13 protein-coding genes are annotated in these 14,071 nt (G+C 34.2%); 1 reads left to right on the plus strand and 12 read right to left on the minus strand.

Going from position 1 to position 14,071, the window contains the following annotated elements; all coding sequences use genetic code 11:
* Nucleotides 1–24: 24 nt before the first annotated feature.
* The 10 genes from EG344_RS08885 to EG344_RS08930 all read right to left on the minus strand — a co-directional run bounded on the left by EG344_RS08885 (nucleotide 25) and on the right by EG344_RS08930 (nucleotide 11,626).
* Nucleotides 25–2,199 (minus strand): outer membrane beta-barrel protein, encoded by a 2,175-nt coding sequence (locus EG344_RS08885; protein ID WP_123909144.1) that lies wholly within the window; start codon nucleotides 2,197–2,199, stop codon nucleotides 25–27.
* Nucleotides 2,200–2,279: 80 nt separating this feature from the next.
* Nucleotides 2,280–3,344: a helix-turn-helix domain-containing protein gene (locus EG344_RS08890; RefSeq protein ID WP_123909145.1), complete on the minus strand. Its 1,065-nt coding sequence runs from the start codon at nucleotides 3,342–3,344 to the stop codon at nucleotides 2,280–2,282.
* A gap of 439 nt (nucleotides 3,345–3,783) precedes the next feature.
* Nucleotides 3,784–5,070: a citrate synthase gene (locus EG344_RS08895; protein WP_065395929.1), complete on the minus strand. Its 1,287-nt coding sequence runs from the start codon at nucleotides 5,068–5,070 to the stop codon at nucleotides 3,784–3,786.
* A gap of 84 nt (nucleotides 5,071–5,154) precedes the next feature.
* Entirely contained in the window at nucleotides 5,155–6,447 is a 1,293-nt protein-coding gene (eno, locus tag EG344_RS08900) for a phosphopyruvate hydratase (RefSeq protein WP_045491082.1), read from the minus strand.
* Nucleotides 6,448–6,666: 219 nt separating this feature from the next.
* The gene (locus tag EG344_RS08905; protein WP_123909146.1) at nucleotides 6,667–7,881 is read right to left on the minus strand and encodes a hypothetical protein; all 1,215 of its coding nucleotides are present in this window, start codon (nucleotides 7,879–7,881) and stop codon (nucleotides 6,667–6,669) included.
* A 9-nt stretch (nucleotides 7,882–7,890) separates the two neighbouring features.
* Entirely contained in the window at nucleotides 7,891–8,373 is a 483-nt protein-coding gene (locus EG344_RS08910; protein ID WP_123909147.1) for a hypothetical protein, read from the minus strand.
* 26 nt (nucleotides 8,374–8,399) lie between these two features.
* The gene (locus EG344_RS08915; protein ID WP_123909148.1) at nucleotides 8,400–8,726 is read right to left on the minus strand and encodes a hypothetical protein; all 327 of its coding nucleotides are present in this window, start codon (nucleotides 8,724–8,726) and stop codon (nucleotides 8,400–8,402) included.
* A 122-nt stretch (nucleotides 8,727–8,848) separates the two neighbouring features.
* Nucleotides 8,849–9,628, minus strand: a complete 780-nt coding sequence (locus tag EG344_RS08920; protein ID WP_123909149.1) for a sensor histidine kinase — start codon at nucleotides 9,626–9,628, stop codon at nucleotides 8,849–8,851.
* A gap of 630 nt (nucleotides 9,629–10,258) precedes the next feature.
* On the minus strand, nucleotides 10,259–10,987 hold the full coding sequence (locus tag EG344_RS08925; RefSeq protein ID WP_123909150.1) for a hypothetical protein: 729 nt from the start codon (nucleotides 10,985–10,987) through the stop codon (nucleotides 10,259–10,261).
* 6 nt (nucleotides 10,988–10,993) lie between these two features.
* Nucleotides 10,994–11,626, minus strand: a complete 633-nt coding sequence (locus EG344_RS08930; protein ID WP_123909151.1) for a response regulator transcription factor — start codon at nucleotides 11,624–11,626, stop codon at nucleotides 10,994–10,996.
* 320 nt (nucleotides 11,627–11,946) lie between these two features.
* Between EG344_RS08930 and EG344_RS08935 the strand changes: the two genes are divergently transcribed.
* Nucleotides 11,947–12,381: a hypothetical protein gene (locus tag EG344_RS08935; protein ID WP_123909152.1), complete on the plus strand. Its 435-nt coding sequence runs from the start codon at nucleotides 11,947–11,949 to the stop codon at nucleotides 12,379–12,381.
* A 142-nt stretch (nucleotides 12,382–12,523) separates the two neighbouring features.
* On the opposite strand, the gene rplQ is transcribed toward EG344_RS08935, so the two are convergent.
* Nucleotides 12,524–13,036, minus strand: a complete 513-nt coding sequence (gene rplQ, locus EG344_RS08940; protein ID WP_105702140.1) for a 50S ribosomal protein L17 — start codon at nucleotides 13,034–13,036, stop codon at nucleotides 12,524–12,526.
* A 6-nt stretch (nucleotides 13,037–13,042) separates the two neighbouring features.
* On the minus strand, nucleotides 13,043–14,038 hold the full coding sequence (locus EG344_RS08945; RefSeq protein ID WP_066695982.1) for a DNA-directed RNA polymerase subunit alpha: 996 nt from the start codon (nucleotides 14,036–14,038) through the stop codon (nucleotides 13,043–13,045).
* Nucleotides 14,039–14,071 lie beyond the last annotated feature (33 nt).

Raw genomic sequence — 14,071 nt, forward strand, 5'->3', positions numbered from 1 at the left:
CTGCTTTTCCAAGCAGGTTTTCTTTTATCTTGCTCTATTCTCTTCATCCGTTCTCTGGGTTTCTTTTGCCTGATATTTTGAACCACCAAAACTATAACTCAGTGAAAAAAAGAACCGGCTGTTATCCCACCAATGCCTAAACTGATTGTCTATAATCTGTTTATACCTAAACTCTAACTTTTGATCATAAGTATCAAAAATATTATTATAGCCGATCTTCGTGTTCAGCTTATTATCCAACCAGGATTTTTGAATGGATAGATCTATGCTATAACGTGGTTTGATAATATAAAGACTGTTTCCGGTTTTAGATTCATAATTAGTAAATAGATTAATGGTGTATCCTTTGGGTAAAGTAAACACTTGATTTACCCTGATTTCATAGTTATAAATGCCCAGTGTAAAAACCTGATCAAGATAAGGTCTGAACTCATAATTATAATATCCAGTAATCTGGCTTGTTATATTCCACCATTTTGTAATTTTCACTGGAAAACTTGTTTCCAACACTGCAAAATTACGGTACGGAAGGTTCGTTCCCAGATATTCCAATACATTGGTTTTCGGATTATATCTTGGATAACGGGTCATAACATCTTTTTCTTTTCCTACCGTAAAACTTGTGATCCAATTTTTATATCGATAGGTTGCTCTGACCTGGCTGGTAAAAGAAGGCTGCAAATAAGGATTTCCCATCCAGTAATTCAAAGGACTGAAGTAATACCGAAACGGATTAAGCTGTGAAAAAACGGGTCTTGTTATTTTTCTGCTATAAGCCAACGAAAACTCATTAGATTTATTGAAAGTATAATTTGCACTGAAGGATGGTAGCCATTCCAGATAATTTCTTGAAACAATAGAATCTACAGTAACAGCATCAGAAATACTATTTGTATTTTCAAACCTTAATCCTGCATTGATCTGAAGTTTTCCAAATTTTTGTTTATATGCCAGATAACCTGCAACTATTTTCTCTTTGTAGGAAAACAGATTAGTTCTCCCGGGATCGAAGACAAACTGGTTATTTACTGATAGCGTGTCATATCTCATATTGTTATGGGTATTAGACTGGCTATATTTAAGCCCCGCTTCTATCTCTGCATCCCCTATTTTTTGAGAAGCATCAATTTGTCCTGTATAAATATCGATCTTATTGACAAGGTCAGATTTCCAATAGGACAATACTGCTGAAGAAGGCTTATCTTTATTAATAAAATCGTCCTGCTGTTTGTTTTTCACCGAAAGATAATTACCTAAAAAACTTATCTTAAATCCTTTATTCTGAAAAGAATAATCAGTAGTAATTCCGTAATTGTTCTGGAAATAGTACATTGGGTTTTCATTTTCGGTATTAAAAACAAGCTGTGTTTCACTTTTGTCCGTAGTATATAATGAACCTAAGCGCATCCGGTCAATATCCCTGAAGTTACCTCTGAGATTCAGGCTTAGTCTATTTTTATCATTCAATCTGAAATCAGCTCCTGCCTGAATGCTGTACACCTTTATCTGATCCTCCTGATAGGTCCTGGTCCTCATAACATTGGTATTAGCTAGCCTTTGTAGGGCATTGTATCGGTAAACTGAGATTCCATCATTATATCCAGCCTGCAAACTGTACGCTACTTTTTCTGTGTTATAAGTAATATTCAAAGTATTCTCCCGGGAATTGAACTTATATGCATACACATTTCCATTATAGCTTCCTTTCCAACCCAGATTGGTATTCTTTTTTAGTTTAATGTCGATAATTCCCTTAAACTCAGCATCATATTTTGAAGATGGATTCGTGTTTACTTCGATAGATTCTACCATTTCTGGTGATAAAGACCGCAAATAAGCCTGCAACTCCTGATTACTCATTACAATAGGTTTGCCATCAATGAATATGGCGGGGGTCTCTCTTCCCCCAATAAAAATTCCCTCTTCCTGATCAACAGTAACTCCCGGTGTTTTTCTCAGTACATCGAGAAGATGGGTAGAAGTTTTAAAATCTTTATTACCGGAAACAGCCATCGTCAAATTTCCATCATTTAATTTGATTCGTCGTGGGGCAGATTGGATCACGACTTCTGAAATGTTTGTTGTCGGAGGCTTTTGTTGAGCAAGAGAATCTGATACCTTTTGTCCTGTGGTTTGCTGTGCATTACCAAAAACAGAAAGAAAAAGCAGTAACAGAAAGAACCATAATTTGATCATCATAATTTTTAAATTTTATGAGATCAAAAGTATTGGCTTGTTGCAAAAATCAGGTTTTGAAATTAAAATTCCGCAGTACGAAATTATAAATTAAGACTATGAAACCCAGTATCAGAAGGTGTTTGTGTTTGCTTGTATAAAAGTGGTGTTGTATTCTTTATTTTCTTGAACGTTGAAAAGAAAGTTGATTTTGAGTTGAATCCTACTTCATAACCAATCTCTTCAATTTTTAAATAAGAGCCATTTTCTATTTTTCCACAGGCTTCACCGATTCTGTATTCATTAATGTAGGTGGAAAAACTTTTACCTAAGTTATCGTTCAACAGCTGGGAAAGCTGATGAGTCGATATATTCATTCTGAAGGCAAGGTCACTTAATTTAAGATTCGGATTTTTATAGAGTTCTTCTGCGTTCATCAGTTTTTCTAATCTGGAAGCAAAATTATCCGCCTGCTCTTCGGAAATCTTTTTATTGGAATATCTGTTCCCGGGATCTTTTACCGGGATCTGCTGATCTTTTTTATTGAATAAGATTAAAAAATTAGCATACAGAACGAATGAAAAAACCAAGCTTCCTCCTGCACAATAGATCTGTATCCAACCTGTAGAAATAAGCTGGTAAGTCAAAAAGATAATCACATTACTGATCAGAACCGGAAGAACAAATCTGTTAGTCCTTATAATATTCTGCTTAGAAAAAATATAATACTGATAAACTGTGAGACAAATAAATACTGACCAGACGGTGTATATAAAAGTTCCAATATAACGATCCCAAGTCACAGGAAAGAACAGATAAAGCAAACCTACAGTTCCTAAGACCAAAGTAAGGATTCCAAATAACATGCGGCAATTTTTCAAATCAAAATATTCCTGTTGAAAAGATGCCTTCACATAATAATATAAAGCTGGACCTGTAAAGAACAATGCGGCCAAGCCCAAATAAGGAATTAATCTTGGTAAATCAGGGTAAAAGTAGATGCATACTGAGATTCCCACTCTTAAACTTAGCATGAGCAAAAGAAGTCCAAGGAAAAAATCAGGTATACATTTCAGTTTTTTGACAAACAGCAGATAAATACCAAGCAGCAACCCATTAAAGGCTCCTACTGCACTAAAGAAAAAAAGCATCTGCTGTCCGAAGGTCATGGCTTATTTATTTTTCTAATATCAATTGTTCTATCAATAGAAACGGACTTTAGTCCATTTCATCGATAAATATCATTCATTTGGCTTTAGCCGAAACTTATCTTTTTACAAGAGTAAATTTAATAAATTATTGAATTGAATTCCAGATAGATGGGATTTTTTTAGGTTTTGGCTAAAGCCAATGGAATTTTTTATTTCTAAACGGGCTAAAGCCCGTTTCTATTGAATAATAAGCGTTGTGGATAACATTGTGGATAACGTTGTTCGGGTATTATAATGCCCTATATCCTTAGCCCCGATAGAAACGGCTACCCCACAGCAGGTTTTGGACAGCATGGGCGCGAGGAGTAAAAGTGGATAGCGGGAAACAGCTCCTAACCATTAAAAAACAAAAAATCCCAAAGCAAGCCTTGGGATTTTGATATGGTAAAAGCAAATATTATCTGCTTGCGATATCGATATAGTTTCTTTCCTGAGCACCTTGGTAAACCTGTCTCGGTCTTCCGATTGGGTCTCCTTTCAATCTCATTTCTTTCCATTGAGAGATCCATCCTGGTAGTCTTCCTAATGCAAACATTACAGTGAACATTTCTGTAGGAATTCCTAGTGCTCTGTAGATGATACCAGAGTAGAAGTCTACGTTTGGATATAGTTTTCTTTCTACGAAGTACTCATCTTCAAGGGCTACTCTTTCTAACTGCATTGCAATATCAAGAGCCTTATCCTGAATTCCTAATGCTTTAAGGATATCATCAGCAGCTTTCTTGATAATTTTCGCTCTTGGATCGAAGTTTTTGTACACTCTGTGTCCGAATCCCATTAGACGGAAGCTATCTCCTTTATCTTTAGCTTTAGCTACATATTTAGATACGTCACCACCATCTTTCTCAATAAGCTCAAGCATTTCGATTACAGCTTGGTTAGCACCACCGTGAAGTGGTCCCCAAAGTGCAGATACTCCAGCAGAGATAGAAGCAAAAAGACCTGTGTGAGCAGAACCTACCATTCTTACTGTAGAAGTAGAACAGTTTTGCTCGTGGTCAGCGTGAAGGATTAATAGTTTATCTAATGCATTTACTACTACCGGATCGATTTCGAAATCAGCGTTTGGTAATCTGAATGCCATTTTGTAGAAGTTCTCTACATAGCTTAGGTTGTTATCTCCGTGGTTTAATGGTAAACCTTGAGTTTTTCTGTACGTCCAAGCACAAAGGTGAGAGAATTTAGCGATCATCAGCTCAGCTGCGTGATCCATTTCTTCTTTAGAGTTTACGTTAACGGCTTTCGGGTTGAAAGCTGTCAATGCAGACGTCATAGAAGATAAAACTCCCATAGGGTGAGCAGAACGAGGAAAAACATCAATGATCTTTTTCATCTCATCTGCGATGAAGTTATATTTTTTAATATTGTTGTCGAAAGAAGTAAATTGATCCTGAGTAGGTAATTCTCCATGTAATAAAAGATACATTACTTCTGTAAAGTTAGATTTCTCAGCAATTTGCTCGATTGGATAACCTCTGTAGAATAATTCTCCTTTATCTCCGTCTAAGTAAGTGATGTCGCTAATAGTAGCTCCTGTATTTTTGTAACCTAAATCCAGAGTGATTAAACCTGTCTGGTCTCTTAATTTTGAAATATCAATCCCTCTGTCTCCGATAGTACTATCCACGATTGGATATTCATATGAATTACCGTCGTAATTCAATATTACTTTGTTGTCTGACATTATTTATTTATTTTTTTTAAATATACCACTTTCCATAAAATACGGCAAACAAAAATTATCGCTTGCCGTTATTTATAAATTCAATTATCTTTTTATTTTAAATGCTTCTAAACCTGGGAAAATTGCAGTTTCACCTAGCGCTTCTTCAATTCTCAACAACTGGTTGTATTTTGCCATTCTGTCTGATCTTGAAGCTGAACCTGTTTTAATTTGACCACAGTTCATTGCAACCGCTAAATCAGCAATGGTAGAGTCTTCAGTTTCCCCAGATCTGTGAGACATTACTGAAGTAAATTTGTTGTTCTGAGCCATCTGTACTGCTGCCATTGTTTCAGAAAGAGAACCAATCTGGTTTACTTTTACAAGGATTGAATTTGCAATTCCTTCTTTTACTCCTCTTGATAATCTGTCAACGTTAGTTACAAATAAATCATCACCTACCAATTGTACTCTGTCACCGATTTTATCAGTTAACATTTTCCATCCTTCCCAGTCATCTTCCTGCATACCGTCTTCGATAGAAATGATTGGATATTTAGCAGCTAGTTCAGCAAGGTAAGAAACCTGTTCTTCTCTTGATCTGTGTGCTCCTTTATCTCCTTCAAATTTTCTGTAATCGTAAGTTCCGTCTTTGTAGAATTCTGAAGCGGCACAGTCTAATGCCAACATGATATCGTCACCTGGCTTATATCCTGCCTTTTCGATCGCCTGAAGTAAAGTATCTAAAGCGTCTTCAGTACCGTTGAATGTAGGAGCAAAACCTCCTTCATCACCAACTGCTGTAGAAAGACCTCTTCCTTTAAGGATTGATTTCAGATTGTGGAAAATTTCTGTTCCTTTTCTCAATGCATGAGAGAAAGAATCAGCTTTTACCGGCATAATCATAAATTCCTGGAATGCGATAGGCGCATCTGAGTGAGATCCACCATTGATTACATTCATCATTGGAACAGGAAGCGTGTTTGCGTTTACCCCTCCTACATATTTATATAAAGGCATTCCCAGTTCTGCTGCAGCTGCTCTTGCTACTGCCAAAGAAACCCCAAGGATTGCATTAGCACCTAGATTTCCTTTGTTAGGAGTACCATCAAGCTCAATCATAATCTGATCGATATAGTTTTGTTCAAAAACTGGCTGTCCAACTAAATTCTCTGCAATTACTTCTTTTACATTTTCAACAGCTTTCAAAACTCCTTTCCCCTGATATTCTGAACCTCCGTCACGTAATTCTACGGCTTCATGTTCTCCTGTAGATGCTCCTGAAGGAACAGCTGCACGTCCCATCGCTCCGTTTTCTGTAAATACATCCACTTCAATGGTAGGATTACCTCTGGAATCTAAAATCTGTCTTGCTTCTATGTAAGAAATTGCACTCATTTTTTATTTTTTTTAGTTTAGACAAATTTAATCAAAATTTAACTTTTAGGGGTATTTCAGGAGATATTTTTGAAATAAATCCAAGTTAAATTTTAGTTAATTTATATTATGATAAACAGGAGAATTGATAGGGTGGAATTATGCTAAAAAACTCTCCGGATCTTATAATCCGGAGAGTTGAAATTGATGTTTGATGTTCTTTTACCTATCATCTCTCTATTATAGTTTCATTCTTCCTAGTCCAACTAATAAATTCAGTGCCACAATAAGGTTACCTTTCTTTTCATAGTCGCCATTAAAGTCTTTTCCGAATGAGAATGTTAGCCTTTGGTTTTTAGTTAGCTCATACTCAAAATTAAGAAGATATTTCCAGGAAGCTTCAAAATCTGATTTATTCAAAATACTTCTATAAATACATTCTCCACTCAAAAAAAATTTATCATCAAATAGTCTGAATATCAATCGTGAACCCATATCTAAAGTATGCAGATTTTCTTTTTTCAATGATGGGTTTGCCAAAGATGAATCCGGATTATATAAATATCTGGCCATAAAAATAAATGTTGAAGGATTCTTCTGCCAATTATAACCACCGGTAAGCCAAGCTCCCACTTTAGATATTTGTGAGTTATTGAATGTATTAGTTCTAAAATCAAGAACGGTTCCCATTGACATATCTAAGAAAAGACCAAAGCGTTCCAGTTTAATGTCTTTTGCTATTTTTGTTATTTCCTGTATTTTTTCTTCGTCATCAATTACTTTTTTATGATAGTTCTCAATATCAATTCTAATTTCTTCGATCTGTTTTTCTAATTCTTTATATTCTACAGTATTTGTTTTTTCAGCATCTTCCAAAAGCCTTTTCTTGTGTAAAAGGGAGCTGTTGATACGGTCAAGCTCGGCTAATTCCGGACTGGTATTATTCGCCCAGATTCTTCGTTCCTGTAACAATTGATGGACTTCGTGAATTTTATCTAATGCACTCATCGTTTCACTATTGAATTTTCCCCTTTTAATAGAAAACTTTATCCCGAAACCTATCCTTGATTTTTCTTCTAAATTCAGATCTTCATCTGCTGCTATTCCTTTATAAGCTAAAGAAGTTACAAATGTCTGCTTAAATGTTGTAGCAAAATCAGTATTAGCTCTTAAATCCTGATAATTTCCATTCAATTTAAATGGTGCCAGATCAATAGCAAATGAAGTAGGTAAACTTGAAAAATTACTGGTTCCCTCTCTTAATGCAACCATGATACTTTTAAGATCTGTAGGTTTTTCAATATCAGAATTAGCAATTCCTAACAGATTCGCTCCTGGTGATGCCTGAGCTCTTAGTATATCTAAGTCTATTCCTTTCTCTTTTTCTTCCTGCCCGAAACAAAAATATGAAAGTAAAAGAAGGACTAGTACATAAGTCAATTTTAATGTTTTCATGGCTATTTTTTAATAAAATGTAATATGATGTGTATATAATGAAACTCCGCCTTCAGTTTTAACTTCAGAAACATGGGTATCATCATAAATAACTTTTCCTGCATTTCTAATCTTTACAGTCAAAATAGTTTTATTGCTCTCTCTACTTACATCCTGTATAAAAGATTCTATATTCAAAACATGTCCAATAAGCTCATTACATGTTCCTATTAAAATATTGTCAATAGATTCTTTAATGAATTTACTTTCCTGATTGGTTCTCAAAACCTTAAGTGTAGCGGATCCTAACTGCCCCTCCCCACCAAAGTAAATTGAAACAGTAATCTGAGATCCATCATCCGGAAGTCTTATATTTTTAGCAGCAACATATCTGCTGTCATTTTCCTGTGTGCCTGATAAAACACTACCCATCTGTAGTTCCATAATTTTAAGATTGAGTAATTGAGATTGGGTATTTATAATTCTTGTTAATTGATCTTTTTTAGTTTTCATAATTTTAGTTTTTAAAGTTTAATAATTTATTTTCTAGGTGAAGGAGATAAAAGGCCAGCTAAAGCTCCAATGGCTCCTGATGAAATGGTAGCAAAGATGGTTACCAGCTGACTGTCTGGTTCTCCTTCACTCCAAAAGGAAAGAAGAATGAGTCCTGCGATAATGGCTATAATGGCCAGGCCAAGCATAATCACAATAATCCTGTAAATCCAGTAATCCGTGTCTTTGGGATTTCTTATTTCCACACTTCTAATGGCCTCTACAGGATTGGTTTTAAACTTCTCCTGAAGATCACTGTTGTTTTTCAAAGCAGTTTCTAAATCTTCAATACTGTCATTAATTAAAGTTTTCATGGCTATTGGTTTTATATATCAAAGTTCCCTCTAAAAAATATACCTGTCAATTACACAAAAGGGTGATTATAAAACAAAACCGCACCATTTCTAATGGTGCGGTAAATAAAAATTATTAGTAATTACAATGTAACTTTGAAGATCAGATTAGTTCCGGAACTTGTAGAGCATACTTTACACTCCCCTTCCGCTTCACTCATCCTTCTTTTCATATTTCTAAGTCCGTTTCCTTCTGATTGTTCTTCAAGAATACCGGTTCCGTTATCCTGAATCTTCATTAAAAAATGATTTTGATTTTGAGAGAATGAAAGTTTTAGTGTATTTGCCTGACTATGTTTATAGACATTGTTAACCGCTTCTTTTAAGCATAAAAAAAGATTACGTCTCAACTCTGTAGAAATGGGAGTATCAGAAATAATGTCTTCGCATTCTGAATGAAGGATAATTTTTGTTTTCTTTAAAAAGTTCCCGGTATAAAGTATGGCATAATCAACAAAGCTTCCTAGTGTATCATTTCCTGAGTTCAGACTCCAAAGCATTTCCCGCATGGAAATATTCATTTCCTCGGAAGTTTTCAGAAGTTCTGCGATATCATTCTGTAGATCTTCATCATCAGCCTTCTGTTTTAAAAATTCTGCCTGAAGCTTCAGTGCGGAGATACCTGCACCGAGATCATCATGCATATCATGAGAAATACGTTCACGTTCCTGCTCTATGGATTTTTGCTTTTCCAATTCTTTCTGGAGAAGCTGATTTTGATGTTCTGCTTCCTGAAGTTTCTGTTCCTGTATAAAAAGCAGTCTTTTTTTATTAAAAAGATAGGTTATAAAAGCCAAACTTATCACTATAAAAACAATGATTATACTTATTAAAAGTATGGTAAGTTTAATCTTGTCCGGCATAGCTATTTTTTTTCCATTTAAAATACGAAAAAGTGTATAAGATAATACAGATATAATTTCCGGCAATAAAAAGGATCTTGCTAAAGCTTAAAATACCTTTATTAGAATCATTAAAATAATACATGGGAACTGTTCTTAAAATAAAAAAGCTGGCCCAAACAATTTGCGAAAGACTGATCCAGTATAACGGATTATCTATAATCTTTGCTCCATCAAAATAATAGTTTTTTTTCAAAAGCCATGACAATGAAAGAATGATATAAAAAAAAGAGATAATGAAGCCTAATTTCAAATCGAAAATATTGTTCAGGAGATCTATTTTCAACACATAAATAAAGAATAAACACAGAGCCGAAAGAATAATTAAAAAAATATTCCAACGCTTTTTATCCCAATACAAATAGAGAAAATAGAACATTGAAAAAATGATATAAAAATTAAATCGTATAGCGTTAGGTTCATCTACCTTTATTATTTTTTCTGCAAAGCCCATGACAACATCTACTAATAAAGTGACTAACAGATATATAAAAAAGAAACTTTGGGAATAAAATTTCTTTCTTATTCCCAAAGTGAAAAATAATATTGTAAGCGTTAATAAACTACAACAATATATATAATAAAATACGGTTAAGGCCATAAACTGGTTATATCAGAAGGATTGCTAAAAGACATCTGTTTACCTTCCGGATCTTGAGTTTCAAAACAATATTGCATAGCAATTGAAAGTCTTCCTAGTCTTTTTTTATATTCAGGATCGAGAATTGATCCTTTTATTCTTTTAAACAGAATAAAACTTATTTTAACATATTTAAAAAATCTCCACATAGCAGAATAAGATTTAGAAATATTAAAATTAAATAGAGCGATATCGTCCACCTCATAAGATACAATGCGGGTATTAACCATATTGGTTATTCTATCCACATAATCTCCAAGTCCCGCCTCATAATTTTTCTTTTCCTTAAGAAAGTCAACGAGATCCGTTGATGGAATTAAATTATATACCGTGAGTCCTCCATTCTGAACTTCTTCCAGACTATAGACTTCATCGTCAGAGTCTAAAGAGACAATACTGTCAGATAAATGGATCATTAAAGAAATATTTTTATTTTTTTCAACAAAGCAGAAGTTAACATACTTTTTTGAAGATCTTAAAATAATCTGAATAAGCGCTGCGTCAACTATTAAAGAGTCCGTAAAGGAAATTTCATTTTGGTTTTTTAAGCGTTTAAATTCTCCTGTAAGTTCAATAAAATCACTTTCTGGTAAAGGGCTTACGGCAAAAGCTTCAAGAAAAGATTTTGGCATTTCTTCAATGTTTTCATGAAAAAAAAGTTCTGATAGTTTGGTTTTCATAATGTCTTAGTTTTTAAAATGGTTAAATTTATTAATAGCCTCCACTTTATTATTGACGTGGAGTTTTCGGTAAATATTTCCCACATGCTTTTTCACAGTATCCATACTGATGCATTTTTTATCGGCAATTTCTTTGTAGAGAAGTCCCTGTGAAAGAAGTTCAAGAATTTCTTTTTCCCTGCCAGTCAATTCATCGAAGCCTTTAATTTCGGAAAGTGTCCTTTCAAAATGCTGAAGAACTCTCCGGGCAATAGAGAAGCTCATGGGAGCACCTCCATTATAGACATCCCGAATTGAGGAAAGTATTTTGTCCATGCTTTCTCCTTTCACAAGGTATCCTATGGCTCCAGCTTTTAAAGAATTAAAGATCTTTTCATCATCTTCAAAACTGGTACACATAATGAACTGGGTTTCGGGCATGTCTTTTTTAAGCTTTTCAATGATTTCAATTCCCAGCATATCCTGTAGCTGGATATCCATCATGACAACATTGGGAGAAATATCAGGAAGGTTTTTCAGGGCATCATTCCCATCAAAGAACTGAGCCACTACTTTCATATCCTGTTGGTAATTGATTACCTTCTTCAACGCATTGTTGTAGTTCTTCTCGTCTTCTACTATGGCAATGGAAATGCTCATGTCTTTATTATTTGAAACAAATATCAGCAGAAAATAAAACGGAGTCAATTACACTTTTGTGTAATCCTAAAGTTTGAGTTTAGCATTATGGTTAGTTTTTAATCTTATTAAAATTAATTATTTTTCCAATCCAAAACCATTTTTTTTTAATAAATGTTAATTCACCCTAACCGCATTATATTGAGAATGATTTCATGAGTCAAAACCAAGAATAAAAAATACAAGTTACTTGTAAAAACAGCAAAAAATCATGATATTGTAAGGCATGATTTTTGTAAAATTAAAAGGTAAAAATCATATTGAATTCAAATAATATAATCATGAAAAAAAGTCTTTTAGCACTAGGCGCTGTGCTTACATTAAGTGTAATCAGCTGCAAAAAAAGTGAAAGCGGAAATAAGAGTATTATTAAAACAGACAGCTCAGAAACCGTAGTTACAGATAATAACGGAAAGATTGATTCTGTAAATGAAAGTTCAACCATAGTAGATGTCAATGGTAAAAAATACGAAAAAACAGATTTCGTTTATAAAGCAACAGATGGTACTCTGGTAAAGGTTGTTTTCAAAAATGATCCGAAGGAAAGTACTGTAGCCATTACCAGTAACAAAAAAACATTTACTTTACCTAAAACAGATACCAAAGGTGATGAAACCATTTATAAGAAAGATGATATGACTGCAAGAGTAAAAGGTGATAGTCTTCACCTTGAGCAAGGCAGCAATATTATTGAATTAAAAAGAACCAAAATATAAAAATATAAGCCGTCCCATGGGACGGCTTTTTACATTGACTTTCTTATTAAGCATAAAATTAGAGTCAACTCTCTATAGTCTATACGGCATAAAAAAAACCATCCGGAATCCGGATGGTTTTCATTTTATATCTGAATGAATATTATTCTTCAGTTTTTTCTTCAGTAGTGTCAGCTTTAGCTTCTTCTACTTTTTCTTCTACAACTGGAGCATCAGCAACAACTGCTGCTTTAGCTGGTGTAGATCTTCTGCTTCTTCTTGTAGCTTTTTTCTCTTCAGCATTAGGGTTGTAAAGCTCGTTGAAATCTACCAATTCGATAAGAGCCATATCAGCAGCATCACCTGGTCTGAAACCTGTCTTAATGATTCTTGTATAACCACCGTTTCTTTCAGCGATTTTAGGAGCTACAGTTCTGAATAATTCAGCAACCGCAAATTTATTTTGAAGGTAAGAGAATACTACTCTTCTGTTGTGTGTAGTATCTTCTTTTGCTTTTGTTAATAGAGGCTCAACATATACTCTTAAAGCTTTAGCTTTAGCTACAGTAGTGTTGATTCTTTTATGCTCAATTAGAGAACAAGCCATATTAGAAAGTAAAGCACTTCTGTGAGAAGCTGTTCTTCCTAAGTGATTGAATTTTTTACCGTGTCTCATTATTAATTATTTATCAGCGTCTAACTTATATTTTGCAACGTCGAAACCGAAGTTAAGACCTTTTGAATGCACTAATTCTTCTAGTTCTGTCAAAGATTTTTTACCAAAATTTCTGAATTTCATCAAATCAGACTTACTGTAAGAAACCAATTCTCCAAGAGTTTCTACTTCCGCTGCTTTTAGACAGTTAAGGGCTCTTACAGAAAGATCCATATCTGCTAATTTAGACTTAAGAAGTTGTCTTGTGTGAAGAGTTTCTTCATCATATTGAATAGATGCTTTTACAGCTTCAGTTTCAAGCGTGATTCTCTCATCAGAGAATAACATGAAGTGATAAATTAATATCTTAGAAGCTTCTGTTAAAGCATTCTGAGGGCTAATAGACCCATCAGTTTCTATATCTAATACAAGTTTTTCGTAGTCTGTTTTTTGCTCTACACGATAATTTTCAATGCTATACTGTACTTTCTTGATCGGCGTGAAAATAGAGTCAATAGCAATAGTACCTACAGGTGCATTGTTTGACTTATTTTGTTCTGAAGGAACATATCCTCTACCTTTTTCAATATTGAAAGTAATTTCGAAAGTTACATCAGTATTTAGGTTACAAATCACTAAATCCGGGTTTAAAACCTCGAATCCGTTGATCGATTTTCCTAAATCACCAGCAGTAATAATCGTTTGACCTGAAACTTTAGCAACAACCTGCTCGTTAGCCTGGCCTTCTGCTGAAGCTTTTAATCTAACCTGCTTTAGGTTAAGAATAATTTCGGTAACGTCTTCGATTACTCCTGGAATAGTTGAAAATTCGTGCTCTACACCTTCTATTTTGATAGATGAAATAGCGTATCCTTCCAGAGAAGAAAGCAACACTCTTCTCAAAGCATTACCGATTGTAAGCCCGAAACCTGGTTCTAAAGGTCTGAATTCAAATTGACCTTTAAATTCATCAGAGTTAAGTAAAATTACTTTATCGGGTTTTATGAATTGTAAAATTGCCATATTATTGGGTTGAGCAAAAATTTGATTAAAAAA

The organism is Chryseobacterium sp. G0162, assembly GCF_003815715.1.
Classification (GTDB): Bacteria; Bacteroidota; Bacteroidia; order Flavobacteriales; family Weeksellaceae; genus Chryseobacterium.

What these genes read in the sequence shown, in the direction of transcription:
- EG344_RS08930 (WP_123909151.1), bottom strand. Translation starts at nt 11,626, where the DNA reads ATGAGCATTTCCATTGCCATAGTAGAAGACGAGAAGAACTACAACAAT.
- EG344_RS08945 (WP_066695982.1), bottom strand. Translation starts at nt 14,038, where the DNA reads ATGGCAATTTTACAATTCATAAAACCCGATAAAGTAATTTTACTTAAC.
- rplQ (WP_105702140.1), bottom strand. Translation starts at nt 13,036, where the DNA reads ATGAGACACGGTAAAAAATTCAATCACTTAGGAAGAACAGCTTCTCAC.
- EG344_RS08895 (WP_065395929.1), bottom strand. Translation starts at nt 5,070, where the DNA reads ATGTCAGACAACAAAGTAATATTGAATTACGACGGTAATTCATATGAA.
- EG344_RS08885 (WP_123909144.1), bottom strand. Translation starts at nt 2,199, where the DNA reads ATGATGATCAAATTATGGTTCTTTCTGTTACTGCTTTTTCTTTCTGTT.
- EG344_RS08915 (WP_123909148.1), bottom strand. Translation starts at nt 8,726, where the DNA reads ATGAAAACTTTAATTAATGACAGTATTGAAGATTTAGAAACTGCTTTG.
- EG344_RS08905 (WP_123909146.1), bottom strand. Translation starts at nt 7,881, where the DNA reads ATGAAAACATTAAAATTGACTTATGTACTAGTCCTTCTTTTACTTTCA.
- eno (WP_045491082.1), bottom strand. Translation starts at nt 6,447, where the DNA reads ATGAGTGCAATTTCTTACATAGAAGCAAGACAGATTTTAGATTCCAGA.
- EG344_RS08935 (WP_123909152.1), top strand. Translation starts at nt 11,947, where the DNA reads ATGAAAAAAAGTCTTTTAGCACTAGGCGCTGTGCTTACATTAAGTGTA.
- EG344_RS08925 (WP_123909150.1), bottom strand. Translation starts at nt 10,987, where the DNA reads ATGAAAACCAAACTATCAGAACTTTTTTTTCATGAAAACATTGAAGAA.
- EG344_RS08920 (WP_123909149.1), bottom strand. Translation starts at nt 9,628, where the DNA reads ATGCCGGACAAGATTAAACTTACCATACTTTTAATAAGTATAATCATT.
- EG344_RS08890 (WP_123909145.1), bottom strand. Translation starts at nt 3,344, where the DNA reads ATGACCTTCGGACAGCAGATGCTTTTTTTCTTTAGTGCAGTAGGAGCC.
- EG344_RS08910 (WP_123909147.1), bottom strand. Translation starts at nt 8,373, where the DNA reads ATGAAAACTAAAAAAGATCAATTAACAAGAATTATAAATACCCAATCT.